Annotated in this window: 25 protein-coding genes; 10 read left to right on the plus strand and 15 right to left on the minus strand. The window is 72.8% G+C overall.

Annotation, left to right across the window (positions count from 1 at the left end; all coding sequences use genetic code 11):
* Nucleotides 1-190: 190 nt before the first annotated feature.
* From ACFRAR_RS33650 to ACFRAR_RS33665, 4 genes are all read right to left on the minus strand, one after another.
* Complete coding sequence (locus ACFRAR_RS33650) at nt 191-433, minus strand: acyl carrier protein (RefSeq protein ID WP_189918130.1); 243 nt, start codon at nt 431-433, stop codon at nt 191-193.
* Nucleotides 434-527: 94 nt separating this feature from the next.
* Nucleotides 528-1,559: a beta-ketoacyl-ACP synthase III gene (locus ACFRAR_RS33655; protein ID WP_380703246.1), complete on the minus strand. Its 1,032-nt coding sequence runs from the start codon at nt 1,557-1,559 to the stop codon at nt 528-530.
* On the minus strand, nt 1,556-2,506 hold the full coding sequence (locus ACFRAR_RS33660; RefSeq protein ID WP_380703248.1) for an ACP S-malonyltransferase: 951 nt from the start codon (nt 2,504-2,506) through the stop codon (nt 1,556-1,558). Before ACFRAR_RS33660 ends, ACFRAR_RS33655 begins: the two co-directional genes overlap by 4 nt.
* Before the next feature lie 90 nt (nt 2,507-2,596).
* A complete protein-coding gene (locus tag ACFRAR_RS33665; RefSeq protein WP_380703292.1) occupies nt 2,597-3,793 on the minus strand; it encodes a PucR family transcriptional regulator in 1,197 nt (398 codons plus the stop codon).
* Nucleotides 3,794-4,018: 225 nt separating this feature from the next.
* Between ACFRAR_RS33665 and ACFRAR_RS33670 the strand changes: the two genes are divergently transcribed.
* Nucleotides 4,019-4,795, plus strand: a complete 777-nt coding sequence (locus ACFRAR_RS33670) for a pirin family protein (RefSeq protein WP_380703250.1) — start codon at nt 4,019-4,021, stop codon at nt 4,793-4,795.
* Between the two features lie 28 nt (nt 4,796-4,823).
* Here ACFRAR_RS33670 and ACFRAR_RS33675 read toward each other — a convergent pair whose 3' ends face one another.
* Nucleotides 4,824-5,657: a serine hydrolase domain-containing protein gene (locus tag ACFRAR_RS33675; protein WP_380703252.1), complete on the minus strand. Its 834-nt coding sequence runs from the start codon at nt 5,655-5,657 to the stop codon at nt 4,824-4,826.
* 120 nt (nt 5,658-5,777) lie between these two features.
* Between ACFRAR_RS33675 and ACFRAR_RS33680 the strand changes: the two genes are divergently transcribed.
* Together ACFRAR_RS33680 and ACFRAR_RS33685 are read left to right on the plus strand one after the other, a co-directional pair.
* Entirely contained in the window at nt 5,778-6,281 is a 504-nt protein-coding gene (locus ACFRAR_RS33680; RefSeq protein WP_380703254.1) for a MerR family transcriptional regulator, read from the plus strand.
* Nucleotides 6,278-7,291: an aldo/keto reductase gene (locus ACFRAR_RS33685; RefSeq protein WP_380703256.1), complete on the plus strand. Its 1,014-nt coding sequence runs from the start codon at nt 6,278-6,280 to the stop codon at nt 7,289-7,291. The genes ACFRAR_RS33680 and ACFRAR_RS33685 overlap by 4 nt, the downstream gene beginning before the upstream one ends.
* Before the next feature lie 67 nt (nt 7,292-7,358).
* Here the strand turns inward: ACFRAR_RS33685 and ACFRAR_RS33690 are convergent, their stop codons facing one another.
* Nucleotides 7,359-7,937, minus strand: a complete 579-nt coding sequence (locus tag ACFRAR_RS33690; RefSeq protein ID WP_380703258.1) for a TIGR03086 family metal-binding protein — start codon at nt 7,935-7,937, stop codon at nt 7,359-7,361.
* A gap of 100 nt (nt 7,938-8,037) precedes the next feature.
* Here ACFRAR_RS33690 and ACFRAR_RS33695 point away from each other — a divergent pair, with 100 nt between their 5' ends.
* A complete protein-coding gene (locus ACFRAR_RS33695) occupies nt 8,038-9,018 on the plus strand; it encodes a helix-turn-helix transcriptional regulator (RefSeq protein WP_380703260.1) in 981 nt (326 codons plus the stop codon).
* A 24-nt stretch (nt 9,019-9,042) separates the two neighbouring features.
* On the opposite strand, the gene ACFRAR_RS33700 is transcribed toward ACFRAR_RS33695, so the two are convergent.
* The 7 genes from ACFRAR_RS33700 to ACFRAR_RS33730 all read right to left on the minus strand — a co-directional run bounded on the left by ACFRAR_RS33700 (nt 9,043) and on the right by ACFRAR_RS33730 (nt 16,263).
* Nucleotides 9,043-10,257 (minus strand): alpha/beta hydrolase, encoded by a 1,215-nt coding sequence (locus tag ACFRAR_RS33700; RefSeq protein ID WP_380703262.1) that lies wholly within the window; start codon nt 10,255-10,257, stop codon nt 9,043-9,045.
* Nucleotides 10,258-10,442: 185 nt separating this feature from the next.
* Nucleotides 10,443-10,790, minus strand: a complete 348-nt coding sequence (locus ACFRAR_RS33705; RefSeq protein WP_380703264.1) for an MmcQ/YjbR family DNA-binding protein — start codon at nt 10,788-10,790, stop codon at nt 10,443-10,445.
* Nucleotides 10,791-10,908: 118 nt separating this feature from the next.
* Entirely contained in the window at nt 10,909-12,183 is a 1,275-nt protein-coding gene (locus ACFRAR_RS33710; protein WP_380703266.1) for an acyltransferase, read from the minus strand.
* 28 nt (nt 12,184-12,211) lie between these two features.
* Nucleotides 12,212-13,333 carry an alpha/beta hydrolase gene (locus ACFRAR_RS33715; protein ID WP_380703268.1) on the minus strand — a complete coding sequence of 374 codons (1,122 nt, stop codon included), beginning with the start codon at nt 13,331-13,333 and terminating at the stop codon, nt 12,212-12,214.
* Between the two features lie 133 nt (nt 13,334-13,466).
* On the minus strand, nt 13,467-14,141 hold the full coding sequence (locus ACFRAR_RS33720; protein WP_380703270.1) for a response regulator: 675 nt from the start codon (nt 14,139-14,141) through the stop codon (nt 13,467-13,469).
* A complete protein-coding gene (locus tag ACFRAR_RS33725) occupies nt 14,138-15,442 on the minus strand; it encodes a histidine kinase (RefSeq protein WP_380703272.1) in 1,305 nt (434 codons plus the stop codon). The genes ACFRAR_RS33720 and ACFRAR_RS33725 overlap by 4 nt, the downstream gene beginning before the upstream one ends.
* Nucleotides 15,443-15,576: 134 nt before the next feature.
* Nucleotides 15,577-16,263, minus strand: coding sequence for a TetR/AcrR family transcriptional regulator (locus ACFRAR_RS33730; RefSeq protein ID WP_380703274.1), 687 nt, complete (start codon nt 16,261-16,263; stop codon nt 15,577-15,579).
* 219 nt (nt 16,264-16,482) lie between these two features.
* Here ACFRAR_RS33730 and ACFRAR_RS33735 point away from each other — a divergent pair, with 219 nt between their 5' ends.
* Nucleotides 16,483-18,081 carry an MFS transporter gene (locus ACFRAR_RS33735; protein ID WP_380703276.1) on the plus strand — a complete coding sequence of 533 codons (1,599 nt, stop codon included), beginning with the start codon at nt 16,483-16,485 and terminating at the stop codon, nt 18,079-18,081.
* Nucleotides 18,082-18,148: 67 nt separating this feature from the next.
* On the opposite strand, the gene ACFRAR_RS33740 is transcribed toward ACFRAR_RS33735, so the two are convergent.
* Together ACFRAR_RS33740 and aceE are read right to left on the minus strand one after the other, a co-directional pair.
* The gene (locus ACFRAR_RS33740) at nt 18,149-18,607 is read right to left on the minus strand and encodes a nitroreductase/quinone reductase family protein (RefSeq protein ID WP_380703278.1); all 459 of its coding nucleotides are present in this window, start codon (nt 18,605-18,607) and stop codon (nt 18,149-18,151) included.
* A 106-nt stretch (nt 18,608-18,713) separates the two neighbouring features.
* A complete protein-coding gene (gene aceE / locus ACFRAR_RS33745) occupies nt 18,714-21,464 on the minus strand; it encodes a pyruvate dehydrogenase (acetyl-transferring), homodimeric type (protein ID WP_380703280.1) in 2,751 nt (916 codons plus the stop codon).
* A 516-nt stretch (nt 21,465-21,980) separates the two neighbouring features.
* Between aceE and ACFRAR_RS33750 the strand changes: the two genes are divergently transcribed.
* The 5 genes from ACFRAR_RS33750 (at nt 21,981) to ACFRAR_RS33770 (ending at nt 26,033) form a co-directional block, all read left to right on the plus strand.
* Nucleotides 21,981-22,418 carry a DUF3052 domain-containing protein gene (locus ACFRAR_RS33750; RefSeq protein ID WP_380703282.1) on the plus strand — a complete coding sequence of 146 codons (438 nt, stop codon included), beginning with the start codon at nt 21,981-21,983 and terminating at the stop codon, nt 22,416-22,418.
* A gap of 310 nt (nt 22,419-22,728) precedes the next feature.
* Nucleotides 22,729-23,187 carry a peroxiredoxin gene (locus tag ACFRAR_RS33755; RefSeq protein WP_380703284.1) on the plus strand — a complete coding sequence of 153 codons (459 nt, stop codon included), beginning with the start codon at nt 22,729-22,731 and terminating at the stop codon, nt 23,185-23,187.
* A gap of 223 nt (nt 23,188-23,410) precedes the next feature.
* Nucleotides 23,411-23,986 (plus strand): TerD family protein, encoded by a 576-nt coding sequence (locus ACFRAR_RS33760; protein WP_380703286.1) that lies wholly within the window; start codon nt 23,411-23,413, stop codon nt 23,984-23,986.
* Nucleotides 23,987-24,212: 226 nt separating this feature from the next.
* Nucleotides 24,213-24,791 (plus strand): TerD family protein, encoded by a 579-nt coding sequence (locus ACFRAR_RS33765; protein ID WP_380703288.1) that lies wholly within the window; start codon nt 24,213-24,215, stop codon nt 24,789-24,791.
* A 147-nt stretch (nt 24,792-24,938) separates the two neighbouring features.
* Entirely contained in the window at nt 24,939-26,033 is a 1,095-nt protein-coding gene (locus ACFRAR_RS33770) for a DUF475 domain-containing protein (protein WP_380703290.1), read from the plus strand.
* Nucleotides 26,034-26,134: the final 101 nt, after the last annotated feature.

Genomic DNA, 26,134 nt, shown 5'->3' on the forward strand with positions numbered 1-26,134 from the left:
TTCTCCTTCTGCCAGGTTGGGGGGGGGGTGGGGGGGGGGCGGGGGTGGGCCCGGGCGGGGCGCCGGGTGCGGGCGGCCGGGCCGGCGGGTCGGCCCGGCCTCATGAGCCGGGCCGACGAGGTCAGCCGTCGGAGGCGTGCGGGACGCCGGACGGGCTGACCGAGTCGAGCGAGTCGAACGAGTCGATCGATCAGGCGTTGGTGAGGATGTAGTCCACCGCGTCGCCGACGGTCTTCAGGTTCTTGACCTCGTCGTCCGGGATCTTGACGTCGAAGCGCTCCTCGGCGGCCACGACGACCTCGACCATGGACAGCGAGTCGACGTCCAGGTCATCGGTGAAGGACTTGTCGAGCGCGACATCCTCGGTCGGGATACCGGCGATCTCGTTGACGATCTCGGCGAGACCTTCCAGGACCTCGTCCTTGGTAGCCATACTGGCTGCTCCTCTTCGGTGTTGAACGCGTCCGGCCGGCGGCCGGACACAGGTTTGTGGGATGGGGCGAATGCGCCCGACGGGGCGAGTGCGCCTAGGGGAGAGTAACGACTGCCGCGGCGTACACGAGACCCGCCCCGAACCCGATGATCAGGGCGAGGTCCCCGCTGTGGGCCTCACCGCTCTCCAGCATGCGTTCCATCGCCAGCGGGATGGAGGCCGCGGAGGTGTTGCCGGTCTCGGCGATGTCGCGGGCGACGGGCACCGACTCCGGCAGCTTGAGCGCCTTGATCATGGCATCCGTGATCCGCATGTTGGCCTGGTGGGGGATGAACGCGCCGAGCTGGTCGGCGGTGATCCCGGCGGCGTCCAGCGCCTGCTGGGCCACCTTGGCCATCTCCCAGACGGCCCAGCGGAAGACCGGCTGGCCGTCCATCCGCAGGGCCGGCCACTTGAGCTCCTCGCCCGCGCCGTTGACGGCGTCGGACTTGGCGAAGGCGGTGTCCCAGGCCTCGGTCTGGGTGATGAGCTCGGCCTGCGAGCCGTCCGAGCCCCAGACCAGCTTGCCGATGCCGGGGGTGTCGGACGGGCCGACGATCGCGGCGCCGGCGCCGTCACCGAAGATGAAGGCGGTCGAGCGGTCCGACCGGTCGGTCAGGTCGCTGAGCCGCTCGACGCCGATGACCAGCACGTACTCGGCGTTGCCGCCGCGCACCATGCCGTCGGCCAGGCCCAGACCGTAGCCGAAGCCGGCGCAGGCGGCCGAGATGTCGAAGGCCGGGGCGGTGCCGCAGCCGAGCCGCTCGGCGATCTCGGTGGCGATCGCGGGGGTCTGCTTGAAGTGCGAGACGGTCGAGACGATCACGCCGCCGATCTGCTCGGGGGTGATCCCGGCCTGGGCGATGGCCTTGCCGGCCGCGTGGATCGACATCTCGGCGACGGACTCGTCCGGGCCCGCCCAGCGGCGCTCGGCGATCCCGCTGCGGGTGCGGATCCACTCGTCCGAGGAGTCGATCCACTCCAGCACCTCGGAGTTGGGGATCACCCGGACCGGGCGGTAGCCGCCGACACCGTGGATGCGCGAGTACTGCGCGCCGCTCACCGGACGGATCTGGGGCTTGGTCATGCTTGCTTCTCCTGCTCCTGACCGCCGTGCTCCGCGACGAGTTCGCGGGCCTTGTCCAGATCGGCGGGGGTCTTGAGGGCGAGCGTGGCCACACCCTTGAGGTTGCGCTTGAGCAGCCCGGTGAGGGTGCCCGCGGGGGACAGCTCGATCACGGCCGTCGCGCCCAGCTGCCCGAGGGTCTCCATGCAGAGGTCCCAGCGGACCGGGTTGGAGACCTGCGACACCAGGCGCGCCAGCACCTCGGCGCCGGAGGCCACGACCTCGCCGTCCTTGTTGGAGACGTAGCGGACCTGCGGGTCGGCCGCGGTCAGCGTCGGGGCCAGCTTGGCCAGCCGCTCCACGCCCGGGGCCATGTGCTCGGTGTGGAAGGCGCCGGCGACCTTGAGCCCGACCAGCTTGGCGCGGGCCGGCGGGTCCGCCTTCAGCGCCTCCAGCTGGGCCAGCGTGCCGGCGGCGACGATCTGGCCGCCGCCGTTGTTGTTGGCCGCGGTCAGGCCGTGCTCGGCCAGCTTCGCGGCGACCTCCTCCGGCTCGCCGCCGAGCACGGCGAGCATGCCGGTCTCGGTGACGGCGGCGGCCTCGGCCATGGCCCGGCCGCGCTCGCGGACGAAGGTCAGCGCGTCGCGGGCGGTGAGCACTCCGGCGCCGGCGGCGGCGGTGATCTCACCGACGCTGTGGCCGGCCACGGCGCCGACCAGCTTGCGGGCGGCGACCTCGTCCGGGAACAGCTCCCGGGCGGTCATCAGACCGGCGGCGACCAGCAGCGGCTGGGCGACGGCGGTGTCCTTGATCTCCTCGGCGGACGCCTCGGTGCCGGCGTGCACCAGGTCGAGCCCGGCGACCTCCGACCAGCCACGCAGGCGGTCGGCGACACCGTCGAGCTCCAGCCAGGGGCTGAGGAAACCGGGGGACTGGGCACCCTGTCCAGGGGCGACGATTACGAGCACGGTTCAACCCTCTCTCGCCAGGCACCCAGGGGCGGGTAGGCGACGGTAACGAAGAAAACCATCCGGGATTGTATGGTCCCTACACTCGGACTAGCCCTGATCCCCGGTGGTGTCCAGCCGGCCGAGAGCGAGGGCGATCCGCAGCGTGAACGCCGAACGTACATCCGATGGGGCGTATCCCGTGACGTCAGTCACACGTCGTAGCCGGTAGCGCACTGTGTTGGGGTGGACGAAGAGCATCCGGGCCGCGCCCTCCAGCGAGGAGGCCTGCTCCAGGTAGACACTCAGCGTCTCCAGCAGTGCCGAGCCCGCCTCGTCCAGCGGTGTGTAGATCTCCTCCACCAGCTGGCGGCGCGCGGCCTGGTCGCCGGCCAGGGCCCGCTCGGGCAGCAGGTCGTCGGCCAGCACCGGGCGGGGAGCGTCCGGCCAGGCCGAACAGGCGCGCAGGCCCGCCGCGGCGGCGTGCGCCGAGCGGGTCGCGGAGAGCAGGTCGGGCACGGTCGGGCCGACCACCACCGGGCCCGGCGCGAACTGGCCGATCAGCGCCCGGGCGGCGTGCACCGGCTCCTTCTCGCCGCCGACCACCACCACCAGGCGCTTGCCCAGCACCCCGGTCAGCACGTTCAGCTTGGCGTACCGGGCGGCCCGGCGGATCGCCTCGACCACCAGCTCGCTGTCACCGTCCGGCGCGCTGCCCATCACCACCCGGACCTGGCTGGGCTGGCCCCAGCCGAGCGCCGCGGCGCGGGAGAGCACGCCCTCGTCGGCGTCGCCGGACAGCAGCGAGTTGACCACCAGCGCCTCCAGCCGGGCGTCCCAGGCGCCGCGCGCCTCGGCGGCCTGGGCGTACACCTGGGCGGTCGCGAAGGCGATCTCCCGGGCGTAGACCAGCACCGACTCGCGCATGTCCGCCTCGTCGCCCGGGGCGGCCACCTCCTCGATGGCCTCCTCCATCACCTCGATCGTGGTGCGGATCAGCTCGACGGTCTGGCGCAGGGTGATCGCCCTGGTCAGCTCGCGCGGGGCGGTGCCGAAGACGTCGGTGGAGATCGCCTGGGCGGCGTCGGGGTGGCGGTACCACTCGGTGAAGGCGGCGATGCCGGCCTGGGCGACCAGGCCGATCCAGGACCGGTGCTCCGGCGGCATCCGCCGGTACCAGCCGAGCTGGTCGTCCATCCGCGAGATCGCGGCGGTGGCCAGCTTGCCCGAGGACTTCTCCAGCCGCTTGAGCGTCGCCGCCCGGCGCTCGGCGCGCTCGGCGGCGTTTCTGCGCTCCTGCGCGGTCAGGCGGGGCGCCGCCCGGCCGGGGCGGTCACGGCCCGGCCGGGCGGCCGGGCCCTTCCCGGCGGCTTCGGGTGCGGGGCTGGGACTGGGTTCGCTCTTGGAGTTCGCGGAAGCGGCTGGCACAAGGACAAGACTGCCTCACGCGGGTGACTGCTCGTGCACACCCCCCGGGTGGAGCGGTACGGTGGCCCGCGTCACACTCCGGGCGCCACCCGTTACGGTGGGGGCGTGACCGAAGCCGTTGACCGCCCCCGCGCCGACCTGCGCCGCACCGCCGAGCGCTACCGCTCCGTCCCGGCCGAGGGCATCGAGACCAGGCACGCGTTCTCCTTCTCCGGCCACTACGACCCGAAGAACACCCACTTCGGCGCGCTGCTCGCGTGCAACGAGGAACTCCTCGCCCCCGGTGCCGGGTTCGAGGAGCACAAGCACCGGGACACCGAGATCCTCACCTGGGTGCTGGAGGGCGCGCTGGCCCACCGGGACTCGCACGGCCACGGCGGGGTGGTCCGCCCCGGCATGGTCCAGCACCTCAGCGCCGGTTCCGGGGTCACCCACACCGAGCGCAACGTCGGCGGCGCCGACGGGCCGGTGCGTTTCGTCCAGATGTGGCTCCAGCCGGACGAGTTCGACGCCGCCCCCGCGTACGGCCTGCGCAAGGTGGAACCCGCGGACGACGGGTTGACGCTGCTCGCCTCCGGGCTGGCGCGCGACGCCGGGACGCGGGCCCTGCGGCTGCGCCGCGGCGACGCCGCGCTCTGGCTGGTCACCGCCGGGCCGTGGCAGCCGCTGCCGCGACTGCCCGAGGCGCCCTGGCGGTACGCCCACCTGACGGCCGGCTCGCTGGGCTACCGGACCGTCCCCGGGCCCAAGGGCGGCGGCCGCTCGATGGCCCCGGGCGACAGCGTGCGGATCACCGGTGACGCCTTCGCCGACCCGTCGGCGGGCGAGACCGGCGCGCAGCTCCTGCTCTGGGAGATGCACTCGCCGGTCTCGTACGGCTAGCGGCTCGGCGGTCCGGCGGCTCGCCGGTTCAGCGGTTCAGGTCCTCGAGCACCGCGTCGGAGAAGGCCGGCCAGGCCTCGACCGCCCACGGGCCGAAGTCCCGGTCGGTGAGCGCGACGCAGGCCGCGCCGGCCCGCGGGTCGACCCACAGGAAGGTGCCGGACTGGCCGAAGTGCCCGAACGTCGCGGGGGAGTTGGCGGTGCCGGTCCAGTGCGGGCTCTTGCCGTCGCGGATCTCGAAGCCGAGGCCCCAGTCGTTCGGGCGGCGGTGGCCGTAGCCGGGCAGTACGCCGCTGGTGCCGGGGAAGGCGACCTCGCGGGTGGCCCGCCGGACCGTGGACGGGTCCAGCAGCTTGGGGGACTGGAGTTCGGCGGCGAACCGGGCCAGGTCGGCGACGGTGGACAGGCCGCCGGCGCCGGCCGGGGACTTGTGCGCGGTGTTGATCAGGGTGTCGGTCATCCCCAGCGGCTCGAACACCGCCTCGCCGGCGTACCGGGAGAACTCGATCCCGGCGGCCTCGGACAGCGCCCGCGCCAGCGCGTCGAAGCCCGCGTTGGAGTAGAGCCGGCGGTTGCCGGGCTCGGCGAACACCCGGTCCTCGTCGAAGCCCAGGCCGGAGGTGTGCGCGAGCAGGTGGCGGACGGTCGCTCCGGGCGGCCCGGCCGGGTCGTCCAGCTCGAACACGCCCTCCTCGACGGCGACCAGCGCCGCGTACGAGGTCAGCAGCTTGGTCACCGAGGCGAGCGGGAACAGGTGCTGTTGCGGTCCGTGCGCGCCCAGCACCGCGCCGTCCGCCCCCCGGACCACCACCGCCGCGGCATGGGGCACCGGCCAGTTCTCGATCATCCGCAAGCTCTCCATGGGGTCCGACTGTAGTCGGGGCGGAGAATGGGTGGTGGGCCGCCCGGGTGTCCGGCTTGCTTGGAGTGCACTCCAACTCGGTAGCGTCGTCCACGTCGCACAGGACAGGGGAAACGAGCGATGGCCGCACCCGCACGCATCGAGATCGACCTGCGCAGCTGCACCGAGGTGTTCAGCCGGCCGGTCGGCGATCCGGACCGGACACCGAGGCACACCATCAGCGAGGTCGCGGCCGCCAGCGGACTGACCGCCCACACGCTGCGCTGGTACGAGCGGATCGGCCTGCTCGATCCGGTCGACCGGGTGGCGGGCGGCCAGCGCCGCTACTGCGACGCCGACCTGCACCGGCTGGCCTTCCTGGGCCGACTGCGGCTGACCGGGATGTCGGTGGCGGACATGCTCAGGTACGTGGACATGGCCCGCCAGGGCGAGCGGACCTACCTGGAGCGGCAGCGGCTCCTGGAGGCCCAGCGCGAGGAGGTCCGGCAGCGGATCGCGGACCTCCAGGCCACCCTCGCCGTCCTCGACTACAAGATCGACCTCTATGCCGGGAAGGTCGCCGACGCGGCCGGCACCCCGGTCCAATGCCAGTACCACCGCGCAGAGGAAGAGCAGAGCGCATGACTCAGACCGTCCTTCCCACCGTCGAACTCGGCACCGGCGGCCCGCTGGTGGGCGTCCAGGGCCTCGGCTGCATGGGGATGAGCGAGTTCTACGGCCACACCGACACCGACGAGGCCCTCGCCACCCTGGACGCCGCGCTGGAGGCCGGCGTCACCCTCTTCGACACCGCCGACATGTACGGCTCCGGCCGCAACGAGGAGCTCATCGGCCCCTTCGTCCGGGCCAACCGCGACAGGGTGGTCATCGCCACCAAGTTCGCCGTCGTGCGCTCGGCGCAGGACGCCTCCGTCCGCGGGGTCAGCAACGACCCGGCGTACATCCGGACCGCCGTGGACGCCTCGCTGCGCCGCCTCGGCGTGGACGCGATCGACCTCTACTACATGCACCGCCGCGACCCGGCCGTCCCGCTGGCCGACTCGGTCGGCGCGATGGCCGAGCTGGTGGCGGCCGGCAAGGTGCGCCACCTCGGCCTGTCCGAGGTGACCGGGGCCGAGCTGCGCGAGGCGCACGCGGTCCACCCGATCGCCGCGATCCAGTCCGAGTGGTCGGTGTTCGCCCGCGACGTCGAGCGCTCGGCGGTGCCGGCCGCGGCGGAGCTGGGCATCGCCTTCGTGCCGTACTCGCCGCTCGGGCGGGGGTTCCTGACCGGCGCCTTCCGGAACGCCGAGGAGCTCGCGGCGGACGACTTCCGCCGCGGCATGCCGCGCTTCACCGGTGACAACGCGGCGGTCAACGCCGAACTGCTCGCCCCGCTGCGGGAGATCGCCGAGGCCCGCGGCGTGACGTCGGCCCAGGTCGCGCTGGCCTGGGTGCACCAGCGGGCCGAGGTGCACGGGCTGGCCGTGGTGCCGATCCCGGGCACCCGCAAGCGTGGCCGGCTCGCCGAGAACACCGCGGCGGCGACGCTGCGGCTGACCGCGCAGGAGCTGGCGCTGCTGGAGCCGGTGGCCGACCGGGTGGCCGGGAACCGCTACGCGGACATGAGCTCCACCGCGACGGCCCGCGAGTAGCGCCGACGCCCCCGCGGGGCCGGGGAGTCGGCGAACCCTCCCCGGCCCTCCCCGGCTCGCGTCGGGTTCAGACGGTACGGCCCGTCCAGGCGGCCAGCCGGGTGTGCACGTCGGCGTCCTCGGCGACCGGCCGGACGGGGCCGAACGGGACGCCCGGCACCCGCCGTTCGGCCGGCAGCGCGAACTCGGCGACGGCCAGCGCGGCGCGCGCCAGCTCGTCGTCCAGGGCGAAGCCGCGGCCGAGGCTGGTGGCGATGTCCCCGGAGTGGGTCACCAGCTCCATCAGGTAGCCGCCCACCGCCATCGCGCCGGACACCTCGCCCCAGGGGGCGGTGGTCGGGCGGCCGAGCTTGGCGTCGTCCGCCCAGGCGGCGGTCACCCGGGCGCGGGCCCGGTCCAGCGCGGCCGGCCAGCCCTCGTCCGACGGGTCCTCGACGGCGGCCACGACGTCGAGGGCGTTGCCGCCCTCGCCCATGTACGCGAACCGGTGGATGCCGCCGACCACGTGGTTCAGCAGCCCGCGCAGGGTGAACTCGGTGCAGGGGGTGGGCCGGTCGAGATCGGCCGGGGTGATCGTGGCGAACAGCTTCTCCAGCTGGTCGAGGGCGGTCAGGTACTGCGGGCGGGCGTCCTGGACGGCGTTCATCCGGGGTCAACTCCCTGGTGTCGGGTGGTTTTCGGGCTCGGAACGCAATCTCCCAGTAAAAGCTGACAACCGCCGTCAGGATTACTGGGATTCTCGGGACATGAAGGCCGACCGCCTGCTCTCGATCCTCCTGCTGCTCCAGACCCGCGGCCGGGTGCCCGCCACCGAACTCGCCGAGCGGCTGGAGGTGTCCGTCCGCACGATCTACCGCGACGTCGACTCGCTCTCCGCCGCCGGGGTGCCGGTGTTCACCGAACGCGGGCGGCACGGCGGCATCGGCCTGCTGCCCGGCTACCGCACCGACGTCACCGGCCTGACCGCGGACGAGGCCAGGGCGCTGTTCGTGCTCTCCGCGCAGGGCGCGCACAGCGACCTCGGACTGGACGGCGCGCTCGGTTCGGCGCTGCGCAAGGTGATGGCGGCGCTGCCGGCCCCGCACCGGCCGGCCGCCGAACGGGTCAGCGAGCGGATCCTGGTCGACCCGGCCCGGTGGATGCGGACCCCCGCGGCCACCGGGCCGGACCTGGGGGAGCTGCAGCACGCGGTCTTCGCCGACCGGCGGCTGCGGCTGCGCTACCGGCACGGCGGCGCGTCCGCCCCGGTCGAGTACACGGTCGACCCGTACGGGCTGGTGAGCAAGGCCTCGGTCTGGTACCTGGTGGCCGACCTGCACGGCGAGCCGCGGCTGTTCCGGGCCGACCGGGTGCTGGCCGCCGACACCGCCGAGGACGCGGTGCGGCGCCGGCCCGGGGTCGGGCTCGGCGACGTCTGGGCGGTGCTGCGCGAGCAGGTGGAGCGGCTGCCGAAGGACGTGCGGGCGCGGGTGCGGGTCCGGCGCGGACGGCTGGACATGTTCCTGCGCGTCCACGGCGGCCGGGTGACCGCGCCGCCGCCGGAGTCGGGTGCCGGGCCGGCCGAGGAGTGGGTCGAGGTGTCGATGGCCTTCCCGGCCCTGGCGGCGGTCCGGACGCTGCTGGCCTTCGGGGCGGAGGCCGAGGTGCTGGCCCCGCCGGCCGCCCGGCGCGAACTGGCCCGGGCGGCGGCGGAGGCCCTGCGGGTGTACCAGGACCAGCCGGCCTGAGGGTGCGGGCCGGTCCGGCGGGCCTCAGGAGTCCGGGTTGGCCCGGATCACGTCCTGGTAGCGGCCGAGGGAGATCGCCGCGAAGTTGCGCAGGCTGTCGGTGCCCTCGGTGAGGTAGCCGTTGTGGCCGGACGCGCGGGCCGAGGAGATCTGCTCGGAGCCGAAGCCGCTCGCCGTCGGGTCGGCGCCGTGGCCGAGCCCGCCGACCTCCAGGAACGGCACGTTGCCGATCCAGTCGCTGGGGTTGCGGGTGGCCCAGACGTGCACGCCGGCGCCCAGTTCGGTGGTGCTCTGCACGCCCATGCCCGGGCTGCCGAAGACCACCAGGTCGGTGATGCCGGAGGTGTCGGACGGCGAGGAGGCCGCGCGCGGGATGTCGGGGGCGGCGGTGCCGCAGACCACCGAGCCGTACGAGTGGCAGAACAATGACGGCGGCGCGTCCGGCCGGGTGGTCTCCCTCAGCCCGGCGAGCAGCCGCTCCAGCCGGGGGGCGGCGACGTCGGAGAGCCGGGAGGTGGCGGCGTCCGGGCCGAGGCCGGAGGGGGTGACGTAGCCGGTCCAGGAGATCATGGCGGTCCGGGTGCCCGGGGCCTGGCGCCGCTGCTCGGCGTACAGGGCGCGGGCCATGCCGGCCGGGGAGCGCAGCGGGTCGGCCGCCTGGTCGAAGTGGCCGAGGTCGGCGTCCGAGCCGGGGACGAGCACGGAGATCCGCTCGGCGTCGGCGAGGTCGCCCCACACCTCGGTGACCAGGCCGCGGCCGCGCGGGTCGAAGGCCAGGATCTGCCGGTCGGGGGCGAGCAGGTGCTCGACGTCGTTGGCGCGGGAGACGGCCAGCGCGCGGGTGTCGGAGTCCAGCGAGCGGTCGGCGCCGCGGGCCCGGGCCCGGTCGCGCTCGGCGGCCAGGGCGATCCTGTTGGCGCGGTAGCGCAGGTCCAGCGGAGCGCCGTCGTAGTTGCCGACGACCAGCGGGTACTCCTGGATCAGCCGGTCGAGTTCGGTGGGCGCGAGCGAGGCGAAGAAGCGGGCGGCGGCGGCCGGGGTGGTGGTGGCCGGGTCGGGCAGGGTGCGGCCGAAGGAGTGGTCCTGCACCCAGGCGGCGCTGCCGGCCGGAGGCGTGGAGATCGCCAGCTGCTCGGAGGAGACCGCGGCGGCGGCGGCGGAGGCTCCGGCGTCGGCGAGCACCGCACAGCCGGCGAACGCCCCGATCAGTGCCCGCTTCCAGCGTCGACGGTTGCGCACCGCACCAACTCCCTTGGGGTCCGTCACCGTTTCGCGGGCGGCGCCCGGAGGGTGCGATAGCTCTGCTGACTTCCCTGCGCAAGCCTAGGGCGCCCGGAGGGGTGACGGGAACGCTCAAACTGTGGGATGGATCACATGAACCGGGGGTGTCCTGGAGGCGTCCGTGAACGGCCGATCGGGGGCCGCTAAGCGGAGTGCCCGGCGTCGAATTCGCGGACCAGCCGCTTGGGCGCGGTCCGGCGCCAGGCCTCGGTGACCAGGTCGAGCAGCTCGTCCCGGTCCACCAGGTCCAGCCGGACGCTCACCCAGCCGTGCCGTCCGACGTACGGCGCGGAGGAGAACACCTCGGGCTCGGCGGCCAGCAGTTCGGCCTGGTCCTCGGGTGACGCCTTGACGGTGACCCGGTCCCCGTCGGGCGCGCCCATCGCGAAGATCCGGCCGCGGACCCGCAGCGTCTCGATGTCCCAGGTGGGCTCCTGGGCGGCCTCCGGCAGGTCCATCGCCATCGTGCGGAACTGATCGAACGTCACCATGGTGGCAGCGTATCGACAGCGCACCCGAGGGCGCGGACCGATCGGCCCGCGCCCCATCGATGTGCCGAACACCGGCGCGCGTCACATCACGCCCAGCGCGTACGCCGCGCCCAGCGCCTCACACCACGCCCAGCGCGTACGCCGCGAACAGCGCCGCCGCGGCCCCGGCCACCGCCTTGCCGCCCCGGGAGAGCGCCGTCCACGGGCCGTCGAACCGGCGGGTGAACCAGCCGACCGCCACCAGCGCCGCGCCGAACAGCGGCAGCAGCGCCAGCCTGGCGGCCACCCAGCCGAGCGAGTCCGGCACGGTGGTCAGCCCCGGGACGGTGCCCAGCCCGGCCGCGCCGGGCACCGCGACGGCGAGCATCGCGCTCTGGTGCCAGCAGAAGACCGTCATCGCCGACAGGTTGACCACCACGACCGGCAGCCAGAGCAGCGGACGGCGGGTCAGCAGCCGGCCCAGCCGCTCCCGCAGCAGCACCGCGACACCGCACTGGAACGCGGCCAGGGCGAGCACCAGCAGGGACGGCGGGTGCGAGTTGGTGCGCGCCTGCCCGGGCACGCCGACCATGCTGGCCGGGTAGTGGAAGAACAGCAGCAGCGCGGCGAACAGCGCGCCGCCGCCGAGCAGCAGCACCCGGGCCGCCGGACGGCCGAGCCGGCCCTGGGCCCAGAGCACGCCCAGCTGGTAGCCGAACAGCCAGCCCGGCAGGATGTTCAGCAGCGCGACCCAGGACGGCACCGCCTCGGCCCACGGCCCGTACCGCAGCAGGTCGACGGCGGCGACGCAGACCACCGGCAGGCCCGCCGACCAGCCGCCCAGCCGGCGCCCGGCGGCCACGCAGAGCGGGGTGAGCGCCGTCAGCCCCAGGTAGACCCCGATGTACCAGAGCGGCTGCATCACCAGTGTCGCGCCGGTGCGCAGGGTGTCCGCCGGGACGCCGAGCGCGGGCAGCAGCGGGATCAGCGCCGCCCAGACCGCCGCCACCCCGAGCACCGGGCGCAGCAGCCGGACCGTACGGGTCCGCAGCCAGCCGCCGTAGCCGGTTCCCCTGGCCCGGGCCCGCTCCAGCGAGCGGACCGAGGAGTGGCCGCCGACCAGGAAGAACACCCCGAGCATCTGGAGCACCCAGCTGAGCGGGGCGAAGAAGCCGAGGTGGGAGAGCGGGCTGGCGTTGTGCAGGGCGCCGTCGGGGGAGCGGGTGAAGCCGCCGAGCATCCAGTGGCCGACCGGTACGGCGAGCAGGGCGAGGGCGCGCAGCCCGTCCAGGGCGCGGTCGCGGTCGGCCGGGGTCTTCGCGTCGACCCGGGCGGCGGCGCGGCGCAGCGCGTTCGGCGGCCGGGTGGTCGGGGTGCCGACGCTCGGCGGTTCGGTGGTCGGGGTGCCGGCCATGGTGGTGCTCCTTCCGGTGCGGGGCGGGTCAGGCGCGGCCGAGCGCGACGGCGGCGTAGGCGGCGAGGGAGGCGGTGCCGGGGGCGAAGTAGCCGGTGTGGCCGTGGGAGCCGGTCGCGGGCAGCGGGCGGGCGCCGAAGCCGGGTCCGGTGGGGTCGGCGCCGTGGCCGAGGCCGAACAGGTGGACGTTCGGCACGTCGCCGATCCAGTCCGAGCCGTTGCGGGCGGTGGCCCAGAGCGGGACGCCCGGGTCGAGGTCGGCGGCGGAGCCGATGCCCATGCCGGGCGAGCCGAGCACCACCACGCCGGAGGCCTGCGCGGGAGTGGGGCGGGCCAGGCCGCAGACCACCGAGCCGTAGCTGTGGCAGAACACCGTGGGCGGGGGCTGGGGGGTGCTGACGGCGAGTCCGTCGAGCAGCCGGGTGAGGCGGGGGGCGCCGGCCCGGGCCAGGTCCTCGGTGGCGGCGTCCGGGCCGAGGCCGAGCGGGGTGGTGTAGCCGGCCCAGGCGATCACGGCGGTCTGCCGGTCGGTGGCGTCCAGCAGGGCGCGGGCCATCCCGGCGGGGGTGCCGTACGGGTCGGAGGCGCGGTCGAAGCGGAGCAGGTCGATGTCCGAGCCGGGGACGATCACGGCGGTGCGGCGGGCGGTGGCGAGGTCGCCGTACACCTCGGCGACCTGGCCGCGGCCGCGCGGGTCGAAGGCCAGGACGTGCCGGCCGCCGTCCAGCAGGGCGCGGTAGCGCTCGGCGCGGGTGCGGGCGGCCTCGTGGTCCTGCGGGGTGAGGGCGGGGTCGGCGGCCCGGGCGAGTTCGCGGGTGCGTTCGGCGGCGAGGGCCAGGGCGTTGGCCCGGTACCGGAGCGGGACCGGGGCGCCGTCCAGGTTGCCGACCACCAGCGGGTGCCGGGCGGCCAGGGCGTCCTGCCGGGCCGGGCTCAGCCCGGCGAAGAACGCGGCGACGTCGGCCGGTGCGGTGGTGGCGGGGTCGGGCGGCCGCGGGCCGAGCGAGGTGTCGGCCGTCCAGTCGGCGCTGCCCGGCGGCGGGCCGGTGACGGGGGTCTGGGTGTCGGCGGCCCAGCCGCCGGTGCCCAGCACGGCCGCCAGTGCCACGGTGGCGGCGGCGACCGCCCGCCCGAACCGGAACCTGCGCATCGTCCTGCTCCCCTGGTCGGTTCGGCCGCCGACCCGGTGCGGCTGCCGATGGAGGAGAAGGTAGGAACGCGACGGCCCCGCGGGCATCACACCGCGGGGCCAACTCCCGGGTGCTACCGGGGTATCAGTGGGTTCACCGTCCGGGGGTCACCAGCCCGGACTCGTAGGCCAGCACCACCGCCTGGGCGCGGTCGCGCAGGCCGAGCTTGGCGAGGATGCGGCCGATGTGGGTCTTGACGGTCTGTTCGGCGAGCACCAGGCCCGCGGCTATCTCCTGGTTGGACAGGCCGCGGGCGATCAGCCCCAGCACCTCGGTCTCGCGCGGGGTCAGGCCGTTCAGCCGCACCTCGGGGTCGCGGCGCCTGGCCGGGCGGGTGCGGGCGAAGTCCTCGATCAGCCGGCGGGTCACCGAGGGGGCGAGCAGCGCCTCGCCGGCCGCGACCACCCGGACCGCGGCGATCAGGTCGGCGGGCGGGGCGTCCTTGAGCAGGAAGCCGCTGGCCCCGGCGCGCAGCGCCTCGTACACGTAGTCGTCCACGTCGAAGGTGGTCAGCATCAGCACCTTGGGCCGGTGGGCGCCCGGCACCGGCGGGTCGAGCAGTCTCCGGGCCGCCTCCAGGCCGTCCATGACGGGCATCCGGACGTCCATCAGCACCAGGTCCGGGTGGGTGCGGCCGTTGACCTCCAGGGCCTGGGCGCCGTCCGCCGCGTCCCCCACCACGTCGATGTCGCTCTGGGCGTCGAGCAGGGCCGCGAAGCCCGCGCGCACCATGGCCTGGTCGTCGACGATGATCACGCGGATGGTCATGCGGTGCGCTCCCGGGGGGTGTCGAGGTGGTCGAGGGGCAGGGCGGCGGCCACCTTGAAGCCGCCGTCCGGCAGTGGGCCGGTGTCCAGCCTGCCATCGACCAGCCGGACGCGTTCGCGCATTCCGACCAGCCCCTGTCCGGTGCCCTCGACCGAGGCCTCCAGCGACTCGGTGCGTTCCGGCGGCGGCGAGTTGACCACCGTCACCAGCAGTACCGGGCCGTCGGTGGCCAGGGACACCCAGGTTCGCGCGCCGGGGGCGTGCCGCACCACGTTGGCCAGCGCCTCCTGCACGATCCGGTACGCGGAGAGGCCGACGGCCTGCGGCACCCGGTCCGCCACGCCCGGCTCCACCGTCAGTTCGGCCGGCACCCCGGCCCGGCCCACCGTCTCGACCAGTTGGGCGAGTTGGCCGACCCCGGGCTGGGGTGCCTTCTCCCCGCCGGACCCCTCGCTGCGCAGCACGCCGAGCAGTCGGCGCATCTCGGCCAGCGACTCGCGGGCGGTGCCGGCGATCGCGGTGAACTCCTCGGCCGCCTCGGCCGGTACGTCAGGCATCCGGTACGGCGCGCTGGCGGCCTGCACCGCGATCACCGACATGTGGTGCGCCACCACGTCGTGCAACTCCCGTGCGATCCGGGCGCGTTCCTCCAGCAGGGTGCGCCGGTCGCGCTCGACCTCGCTGATGTGCTCCTGCTCGGTGAGCAGTCGGCGGGCCTCGGCGCGGTCCCGGACCGTCCAGCCGAGCAGCAGGACGGCGCCGCTGAGCGCGATCAGCAGCACGGTGGTGCCGTCGCCGGAGTGGGGCAGGCCCAGCGTGGTGGTGAGCGCGGTGAGCAGGACGGTGGCGACCCAGGCCGAGAGCAGGGTGGCCCGGCTCTCCCGCAGCGCGAGGGCGAGCATCAGGACGACGTACGCGATGATCATCGGCGCCGTCCACGGCCAACTGCCCATGGCCTGGGGGTGGCGGGCCGTGATGGCGCCGGTGGTGACCAGGGTGGCGGCGCTGATCCACCAGGCGGCGAGCGGCCGGGTGATGGCGAGGAGCAGCGGTGTGGTCTGGGCGACGGTCAGCGCGCCGGCCACCGGCAGCGCCATGTCGTAGAAGCCGACCAGGGTGGCGATCCCGGCGGGGATCAGCGCGATCTGGAGGATGACGGCGACGAGGTACGGGAGTCGGCGCACCCAGCGTCGGCGGTGGTTCCCGAGCAGCGGGGTGTCGTCCTCGCTTGGGGTGGTCAGGTGGTGCCGCAGGGCGCGCAGCACGGACCTGGGGGTGTGGGTTCCGGCGGGCGTGTTCATCCGGGCCAGCCTAGGAGGGGCGGGCCGGCCGGGCGTCGCACTGGAGCTCTAACTTCCGTGTCATACCCGGGCGTCGGGTGATACCCGGGTATGACACGGGAGTGCTACCCGGGGCTTGATGTGGGCGGGTGGCCTCAGACGGGATCGCGCCAGTGGCCGGCCAGGGCCGGGCCCAGGTGGTCGAAGTAGCGCTCGATCACGGCGACCATGCCCTCGGGGCCGGCCGGCAGGTGCTCGGCGCTCCAGGCCAGGTGGGCCGAGCGCAGCAGGCTGCCGAAGACGGCGGCGAGCACGGCCGGGCGCAGGTCCTCGGCCGGGTCCAGGCCCTCGCGTTCGGCGAGCACCTCGACCACCAGCCGCTCCTGGTCGGCGACCCGGCGCAGGTGGGCGGCGAGCAGCGGGGGCGTCTCCTCGATGATCCGCATGAGTTCGAGGGCGCTGTGGATCGAGCCCGGGCCGGAGGACACCTGGCTGCCGAGGTCGAGCCAGGCCTTGACGATCGAGGCGCGCAGGGCCTGGAGCGGGGTCTCCTCGGCCGGGCGGTGGCGCAGGCACTCGATGAAGTAGTCCTCGGCCTCGGCCATCACGGCGAGCGCGACCTCGTCCTTGTTGGCGAAGTAACGGAAGAAGGTGCGCTGGGAGACGTCGACGGCGGAGGCGATCTCGTCGACGGTCGTGCGGGCGAAGCCCTGGCTGAGGAAGAGCATGTGGGCGGCCTGGACCAGGGCGTCCCGGGTCTGCTGCTTCTTGCGCTCGCGCAGGCCGGGCACGCGTCCGGGGCCGTCCGGGCCGTCGGTGGTGCGGGGGGTGTGAGCGGCCATGGCGGGGGCCCTCCGGAGCGCTGGGTGGGGCAGGTGGGAGAGCCCGATCTTAGCGCTCTGACAAATGTCAGCAATGGCCAGAAGTCACTGTTTGCCTATTGTCAGTAACTGACATAATCTCCCGAGGTGGCGCCCGTCGGGCCGGGGCACCTGTGGGGACGGGTGGGCCGGGGCGCCACGGCCTTGTCCTGCTACCAGCCATGCCCCCGGAGGGCCCAGATGAGTCAGTCCGTCGTGAAGAACTCCGAGGCGGACGCACCGCCGAACCCACCGTCGGGGGGCGGCCTCAAGGGGCACCCCTGGTTGACGCTGCTGACCGTCGCGGTCGGCGTCATGATGGTCGCGCTGGACGGCACGATCGTGGCCATCGCCAACCCGGTCATCCAGGAGAAGCTGAAGGCGGCTCCCTCCGAGATCCAGTGGGTCACCAGCGGCTACCTGCTGGCGCTGGCCGTCTTCCTGATCACCGCGGGCAAGATCGGTGACCGCTTCGGCCACAAGTCGACCTTCCTGGTCGGCGCGGTGGGCTTCGCCGCCACCTCGGCCGCGATCGGCTTCGCCGGCAACATCCAGACCGTGATCGCCTTCCGGGTGCTCCAGGGCCTGTTCGGCGCGCTGCTCCAGCCGGCCGCGCTCGGCCTGCTGCGCGGGGCCTTCCCCGTCGAGCGGCTCAACATGGCGATCGGCATCTGGGGCGGTGTGATCGGCGCCTCCACCGCGGCCGGCCCGATCGTCGGCGGTCTGCTGGTCGAGCACGTCAGCTGGGAGTCGGTGTTCTTCATCAACATCCCGGTCGGTCTGATCGCGCTGGCGCTGGGCCTGTGGATACTCAGGGACGTCCGGACCGAGAACGCCGCCAAGTCCTTCGACGTGCCCGGCATCGCGCTGCTGTCGGTGGGGATGTTCGCCCTGGTCTTCGGCATCATCAAGGCCCCCGAGTGGGGCTGGGGCGATGCGCGGACGCTGCTGTGCCTGGGCGGCGCCGTGGTCCTGATGGTGCTGTTCGCGTTCTGGCAGGGCAAGGCCCGCGAGCCGCTGATCCCGCTCAGCCTGTTCCGTTCGGTGCCGCTGTCGGCGGGCGTGCTGCTGATGGTGCTGATGGCCTTCGCGTTCTTCGGCGCGATCTTCTTCGTGACCTTCTATTTGCAGAACGTGCACGGGATGAAGCCGGTGGACGCCGGCGTCCACCTGCTGCCGATGACCGGCATGATGATCATCGGATCGCCGGTGGCCGGTATCGCGATCGGCAAGCTGGGCCCGCGCATCCCGATCGTCACCGGCATGCTGATCACCACCGTCGCGATGTTCGGCATGTCCACCCTGGACTCCGGCTCCGGCAACGGCATCATGTCGCTCTGGTTCGTCCTGATGGGCCTCGGGATCAGCCCGGTCATCGTCGGCGCCACCGAGGTGATCGTCGGCAACGCCCCGATGGAGCTGTCCGGCGTGGCCGGCGGCCTCCAGCAGTCCGCGATGCAGGTCGGCGGCAGCCTCGGCACCGCGGTGCTCGGCGCGCTGATGGCCGCCAAGGTCGGCGACGTGCTGCCCGGCAACTGGGCCAAGGCCGGCCTGCCGCCCGTCGAGGGCCAGGCGGCCGACGGTCTCAAGCAGGCCGCCCAGCTCGGCATCGCCCCGCCGGCCCCGGCCGGCACCCCGCAGCAGGTGGTGGACGGGATGGCCACCGCCGTCCACGACTCCTTCGTCAGCGGCATGTCGCTCGCCTTCGCGGTCGCCTCCGTGGTGGCCTTCGCCGCCGCCGTGCTCGGGCTGTTCACCCGCCGCGGCGCCAACGACGCGGGCCCGGCCGTCCACATCTGACGCCCGGTACGCCACGGCCCCGGACCTCTTCGGAGGGGTCCGGGGCCGTCGTGCTGCCGCGGGGCGGTCAGGCCCGGGTGAGGGCCACCAGCGGCACCGTGCGGGCCGGGGTGCGGAAGCCGGCGAACCGGGGCTGGGCGGCGATCTGGCGGGCCCAGAGCGCGTCGTGCTCGGCCGGGTCGACCGGGGCCGCCAGGGCCGGGTAGCGCTCGGTGCCGACCTCGACGGTCACCTCCGGGTGGGCCACCAGATTGCGGTACCAGGCCGGATCCCGCTCGCTGCCGCCGTTGGAGGCGAAGACCACCAGCCGCCCGCCGTCCGCGAGGTGGACGAGGGGAGTGGTGCGCGGCTCGCCGCTGCGCGCGCCGACCACGGTGAGCAGCAGCAGCGGCATCCCCGCGAGCTCGCCGCCGACGGTGCCTCCGTCCGCCCGGAACCCGGCGATCACCTGACGGTTGAACTCGCCCGCGCCGTCGGTGGGTTCGGGGTGCCGCCCGGCGGAACCGGACCTCGTCTCGTTCGTCATGCCGCCGAGCGTAGGCCTTCTCACCGGTGTGAAGGTCAACTCCGGCACGCGCCGAAAGGGGCCGGACCCCCTACGGGAGTCCGGCCCCTCGGCGACTACGGGCTGATCAGGCGTCGCCGCCGGCGGCACCCGGGTCGGCCGCGGCCACGTCCAGCAGCTGGTAGCGGTCGATCGCGTCCTTCAGCGCCGAGCGGTCGATCTTGCCCTGCTTGGCGAGCTCGGTGAGCACCGCCAGGACGACCGACTGCGCGTCGATGTGGAAGAAGCGACGGGCCGCGCCACGGGTGTCGGCGAAGCCGAAGCCGTCGGCGCCCAGCGACTGGTACTGACCCGGCACCCAGCGGGAGATCTGGTCCGGCACCGCGCGCATCCAGTCGGACACCGCGACGACCGGGCCCTCGGCACCCTGGAGCTTCTGGGTGACGTACGGCACGCGCTGCTGCTCCTCGGGGTGCAGCAGGTTGAACTCCTCGGCCTCCACCGCGTCGCGGCGCAGCTCGTTCCAGGAGGTCGCGGACCAGACGTCGGCCTTGACGTTCCACTCCTCGGCGAGGATGCGCTGGGCCTCCAGGGCCCACGGCACCGCCACGCCGGAGGCGAGGATCTGGGCCGGGATCTGGCCGGCGGTGGCCGGCGCGTACTTGTGCAGACCCTTGAGGATGCCCTCGACGTCCACGTTCTCGGGCTCGGCCGGCATCCTGATCGGCTCGTTGTAGACGGTCATGTAGTAGAACACGTCCTCGCCGTGCGGGTGTTCGGCGCTGGAGCCGTACATCCGCCGCAGACCGTCCTGGACGATGTGCGCGATCTCGAAGCCGTACGCCGGGTCGTACGCGACGACGCCGGGGTTGGTCGAGGCCAGCAGCTGCGAGTGGCCGTCGGCGTGCTGGAGGCCCTCACCGGTCAGCGTGGTGCGACCGGCGGTGGCGCCGATCACGAAGCCGCGGGCCAGCTGGTCGGCCATCTGCCAGAACTGGTCGCCGGTGCGCTGGAACCCGAACATCGAGTAGAAGACGTACACCGGGATCAGCGGCTCGCCGTGGGTGGCGTAGGACGAGCCGGCGGCGATCAGCGAGGCGGTGCAGCCGGCCTCGGAGATGCCGTCGTGCAGCATCTGGCCCTTCGGCGACTCCTTGTAGGCCAGGAGCAGGTCCCGGTCGACCGACTCGTAGGTCTGGCCGAGCGGGTTGTAGATCTTCGCCGACGGGAACAGCGAGTCCATGCCGAAGGTGCGGTACTCGTCGGGCGCGATCGGCACGAAGCGGTTGCCGATGCCCTTGTCCCGCATGAGGTCCTTGAGCACCCGGACGAACGCCATGGTGGTGGCGATGGTCTGGTTGCCCGACCCCTTCTTGACCGCCTTGTACGCGTCGTCGCCGGGCAGCTCCAGCTTCCGCGGACGCACCTTGCGGGTCGGCACGTAGCCGCCCAGCTCGCTGCGGCGGTCGTGCATGTACTGGATCTCTTCGGAGTCGCGGCCCGGGTGGTAGTAGGGCGGGTAACCCTCGTCGAGCTGCTTGTCGGTGATCGGCAGGTGCAGCCGGTCGCGGAAGCGCTTCAGGTCCTCGACCGTCAGCTTCTTCATCTGGTGGGTGGCGTTGCGGCCCTCGAAGTTGGGGCCCAGCGTCCAGCCCTTGACCGTCTGGGCGAGGATGACCGTCGGCTGGCCCTTGTGCTCGCGGGCGGCCTTGAACGCGGCGTAGACCTTCTTGTGGTCGTGGCCGCCGCGACCCAGGTGCTGGATCTGCTGGTCGGTCATGTTCTCGACCATGGCGCGCAGGCGCAGGTCGCTGCCGAAGAAGTGCTCGCGGATGTAGTCACCGGTCTCGGTGGCGTACGTCTGGAACTGGCCGTCCGGCGTGGTGTTCATCTTGTTCACCAGGACGCCGTCGCGGTCCTGCGCGAGCAGCGGGTCCCAGCTGCGGTCCCAGATGAGCTTGATCACGTTCCAGCCGGCGCCCCGGAACTGGGACTCCAGCTCCTGGATGATCTTGCCGTTGCCGCGGACCGGGCCGTCCAGGCGCTGGAGGTTGCAGTTGACCACGAAGGTCAGGTTGTCCAGGCCCTCACGGGCGGCCAGGGACAGCTGGCCGAGCGACTCCGGCTCGTCCATCTCGCCGTCGCCCAGGAAGGCGTAGACCTGCGAGTCGGAGGTGTCCTTGATGCCGCGGTGCTCCAGGTACCGGTTCATCCGGGCCTGGTAGATCGCGCCGAGCGGGCCGAGGCCCATCGAGACGGTCGGGAACTCCCAGAAGTCCGGCATCAGCCGCGGGTGCGGGTAGCTGGACAGGCCGTACGGGGCCTTCGACTTCTCCTGGCGGAACGCGTCGAGCTGCTGCTCGGACAGTCGGTCCAGCAGGAAGGCGCGGGCGTAGATGCCGGGGGAGGCGTGGCCCTGGAAGAAGACCTGGTCGCCCGACTCGCCGTCGGCGTCCTTGCCGCGGAAGAAGTAGTTGAAGCCGACGTCGTACAGCGACGCGGAGGAGGCGAAGGTGGCGATGTGGCCACCGACGCCGATGCCCGGGCGCTGCGCCCGGGAGACCATGACGGCCGCGTTCCAACGGGTCGCGTTGAGGATCTTCCGCTCGATCTCCTCGTTGCCGGGGAAGAACGGTTCGTCCTTGGTCGCGATGGTGTTGACGTAGTCCGTGCTGCGCATCTCGGGCACGGCGACACGCTTCTCGCGGGCGCGCTCGATCAGCCGCAGCATCAGGTAACGGGCACGCTCACGCCCCCGCTCGTCGATGGCCGCATCGAGCGACTCCAGCCATTCCGCGGTCTCCTCGGGATCGAAGTCCGGGACCTGACTCGGAAGGCCGCCAATGATGATCGGGTTGCGATCGGATCCGGAAGCCACGCTGTTCCTTCACTGTCGGTCGAAACTGAGGTGTGTCGCGCCGCCTCCATCGTGCTACCGCGCTCGGAGATCCGTCATCTCTACCGATCGGTAACCGTTCCGCTTGGTGGGCGGTCCGGTCTGGCGGTGCACGGTGCGGGCGTCTGTCGTCCGCTCCGCACACCCCCGGGTGTTACGAAAAGAGGTGGTCCGACCTGGTTCCCGTCCGCCCGATGGCGGGCGGCCGGGGTGAGGGCCAACAGGAGACTTTACGCCCGCGCACGCGCGGACCCGAATGCCGTTCGTATCTCGGGCACGCGTACGCCCTGTGGGCCGGGACCACCCGAAGCATCCTTGGACCACGCAGAGAAGGGCAAATCGGTGTGATTCGCGACACGTCGAACGGCGTGTCCCGGTGCGACACGTCAACCTTTGGAGGGGATCGGGGGTCGGGTACTTGCGCGAACCGCCGCGCCCGTGTGGACTACGGCCACAGCCTCGGCATGGACGCCGAGCCGAATACTGGAGGTTATTCCCGTGAGCGCGACCGCGGACCCCGCGGACAAGTCCAACCCGGCGACCCGTCTCGGCTTCGAAGAAGGCCAGATCATCCAGGAGCTGGGGTACGACGAAGACACTGACCAGGACCTCCGCGAACGCATCGAGGAGCTCACCGGGACGGATCTCGTCGACGAGGACTACGACGACGTCGCCGACGCCGTCCTGCTGTGGCACCGCGACGACGACGGGGACCTCACCGACGCCCTCGTCGACGCGCTGGAGTACCTCGCCGAGGGCGGCCTGATCTGGCTGATGACGCCGAAGACCGGGCGGGACGGCCACATCGAGGCCTCCGACATCAACGACGCGGCCAAGACCGCCGGCCTCTCCCAGACCAGCTCGATCAACATCGTCAAGGACTGGGCGGCCACCCGGCTCGCGACCAAGTCCACGGCGAAGGGCGGCAAGCGCTGAGCGGCTCCTGAAGCCCCGCACCGGGCCCCGCCGGAGGAACCCCCTCCGGCGGGGCCCGCGCCGTGTCCGGGCCCGCGCCGTGTCCGGGCCCGCGCCGTGTCCGGGTGCGCCGGCCCCGGGTGCCCCGGGAGTCCCGGGAGTCCTGCGGCGTTCGCGGACGGCGAACGCGGTGGGGGCCGCGGCCGGCCCGCCTCATCCGTTCGGTGGAACGCCCGTAAACGGATGCGAGGATGGCCCCGCCGCGCCCGCGGCGCGGCGCGATCGCGCCCCGGGCGCGTCAGAGCCCAGCCGCGTCAGAAAGGTCCCGCTCATGGCCATCGAGGTCGCCACCCCGGCTCCGGACTTCGAGCTCAACAACCAGCACGGCGAGTCCGTCCGGCTCTCCGACTTCCGCGGCCGGAAGAACGTCGTCCTGGTCTTCTACCCGTTCGCCTTCACCGGCGTCTGCACCGGCGAGCTGGGCGCGATCCAGAAGGAGCTGGCGGGCCTCCAGAACGACACCGTGCAGGTGCTCGGGATCTCCTGCGACTCCCAGTTCTCCCAGCGGGTCTTCGCCGACCGGGAGGGCCTGGAGTTCCCGCTGCTGGCCGACTCCTGGCCGCACGGCGAGGTCGCCCGGGCCTACGGCGTCCTCGACGAGGAGCGGGGCTGCCCGCTGCGCGGCACCTTCGTGATCGACACCGCCGGCCGGGTCCGCTGGAGCGTCGTCAACGGCCTCCCGGACGCCCGGGACGAGCAGGAGTACCTGAGGGTCCTCGCGGCGCTCTGAGGCCCCGCCCACACCTGCGCGGCACCCGCCCACACCTGCGCGGCACCCGCCGGCCGGGTGCCGCGGAGCCGTGTCCGGCCCGATCGGACCTGCGGCCGGGAACCCCGTACTACGCTCGGGCCGTTGGCGGGGTGGGGAGCGGGAGCCGATGCGCCTCCCGCCGCCCCCTGACCCGCACCACCGGGGGCACCGCTGGACGTGCCTCCCGATTCTTGGAGGACCAGTGGGAGTAAGCCTCAGCAAGGGCGGCAACGTCTCGCTCACGAAGGAGGCCCCCGGCCTCACGGCCGTCGTCGTCGGTCTGGGCTGGGACGTCCGGACCACCACCGGTGCGGACTTCGACCTGGACGCCAGCGCGCTGTTGTGCAACGCCCAGGGCAAGGTCGCCTCGGACGGCAACTTCGTGTTCTTCAACAACCTGAAGAGCCCGGACGGCTCGGTCGAGCACACCGGTGACAACCTGACCGGCGAGGGCGAGGGCGACGACGAGTCGATCAAGGTCAACCTGGCCGGCGTGCCGGTGGACGTCGAGAAGATCGTCTTCCCGGTGTCGATCTACGACGCCGAGAGCCGCAGCCAGAACTTCGGCCAGGTGCGCAACGCGTTCATCCGCGTGGTGAACCAGGCCGACAACACCGAGCTGGCGCGTTACGACCTCTCCGAGGACGCCTCCACCGAGACCGCGATGGTCTTCGGCGAGCTGTACCGCAACAACGGTGAGTGGAAGTTCCGCGCCATCGGCCAGGGCTACGCCTCCGGCCTGCGCGGCATCGCCCAGGACTTCGGCGTCAACGTCTGAGCCCCCGCCGGCGCCCGCCGGCGCGGGCCTCGCGCGGTTCCCGGGGCGGCCCCGGACCTCCACGGTCCGGGGCCGCCCCGCTTTCGTACCACCTGGTGCCGCGGCGCTGCGCCGCGCTGCGAGGATGTGAGTTCAGGAAGTTCAGCCGACCGGAGCCGGTCGGCCGGGGCCACGGGGGACTACACCTTGGAAGGCGCCCCGGGAGAAGCAAGGGAGGAAGAACGTCATGGTGGTCACGCTCGCCAAGGGCGGCAACGTCTCGCTCACCAAGGCCGCGCCGAACCTGACGCAGGTCCAGATCGGCCTCGGCTGGTCCGCCCGTTCGACCACGGGCGCCCCGTTCGACCTCGACGCGAGCGCCCTGATCTGTGGTGGCGGGCGGGTGCTCGGCGACGAGTACTTCGTCTTCTACAACAACCTCAAGAGCCCCGAGGGCTCGGTGGAGCACCAGGGCGACAACCTCACCGGCGGCGACGAGACGGGTGACGACGAGGTCGTCCAGGTCAACCTCGACCTCGTCCCGGCGCAGGCGGACAAGGTGATCTTCGCGGTGTCGATCTACGACGCCGAGGCGCGGCTGCAGAACTTCGGGCAGGTCCGCAACGCCTACATCCGGGTCGTCAACTCGGTCGACGGCCAGGAGATCGCCCGCTACGACCTGTCCGAGGACGCGTCCAGCGAGACCGCGATGATCTTCGGCGAGCTGTACCGCTACGCCGGTGAGTGGAAGTTCCGCGCGGTGGGCCAGGGATACGCCTCCGGCCTGCGTGGCATCGCGCTCGACTTCGGCGTGAACGTACAGTAAAGGGCGGAAATCAGACTAATCGCACCCGCCCCGATCATGAGAACAGAAGGCAGTGCGGGGGTGACCTGACCGGGCCGGCCCGGTCAGGGAGCCTCGGGGACGAGGCCGCTCCCGACACGGCCAGAACCCGAAAGGTAGCCAACTCCCGTGTTCCTCCGCACATTCGGCTGGTCGCTCGCGATCACCGCCATCGGCCTGGTCGCGGCCGGACTGCTCTGGGGAGCCCAAGGCTTCGGCATCGTGCTGATCCTCTCCATCCTGGAGATCTCCCTGTCCTTCGACAACGCGGTGGTCAACGCCACGGTGTTGAAGCGGATGAACCCGTACTGGCAGAAGATCTTCCTGACCGTCGGTGTGCTCATCGCGGTCTTCGGCATGCGCCTGGTCTTCCCGCTGCTGGTCGTCGGCCTCACCGCGAAGCTCAACCCGGCGACGGTCATCGACCTCGCGCTGCACTCCGACAAGACCCACGGCGGCCTCACCTACGGCCAGTACCTGGAGGCGGCCAACCCGGCCATCGCGGCCTTCGGCGGCGTCTTCCTGCTGATGATCTTCCTCGACTTCATCTTCGGGGAGAAGGAGTACAACTGGCTGGCCTGGATCGAGCGCCCGCTGGAGAAGGTCGGCAAACTGGAGGCCCTCTCCAGCGTCGTCGCCCTGGTCGCCCTGCTGCTCGCCTCCAACTTCTTCGCCGGGGAGCACGCCGAGACCGTGCTGCTCGCCGGTGTCCTCGGCCTGGTCACCTACCTGGCGGTCAACGGCCTCTCCTCGATCTTCGAGTCGGGCCTGGAAGCCGAGGAGGAGCGCGAGGAGGCGGCGGAGAAGTCCGGCAAGTCGCTGATCCAGGTCGGCGGCAAGGCGGCGTTCTTCCTCTTCCTGTACCTGGAAGTCCTGGACGCCTCGTTCTCCTTCGACGGCGTGGTCGGCGCGTTCGCCATCTCCAGTGACATCTTCCAGATCACCCTGGGCCTCGGCATCGGCGCGATGTACATCCGCTCGCTGACCGTCTTCCTGGTCCGCAAGGGCACCCTGGACGACTACGTCTACCTGGAGCACGGCGCGCACTACGCGATCGGCGCGCTGGCGGCCATCCTGTTGGTCGGGATCAAGTTCCACATCCCGGAGATCGTCACCGGCCTGATCGGCGTCGCCTTCATCGGGCTGGCGCTCGGCACGTCGATCATCCGCAACCGGCGCGAGGGCGCGAGCGAGGAACCGGAGCTGGTCGGCGCCGACAAGTAGCCGGCCGGCCGATGCGCGAAACGGCCGCCCCCGGGGATCCCCGGGGGCGGGCGGTCGGTGGGGGGGGCCCGGGTCGGTCCGGCCGGACGGGCGGCCGGGGA

The sequence above is a fragment of the Kitasatospora sp. NPDC056651 genome (genome assembly GCF_042792155.1).
GTDB lineage: Bacteria > Actinomycetota > Actinomycetes > Streptomycetales > Streptomycetaceae > Kitasatospora.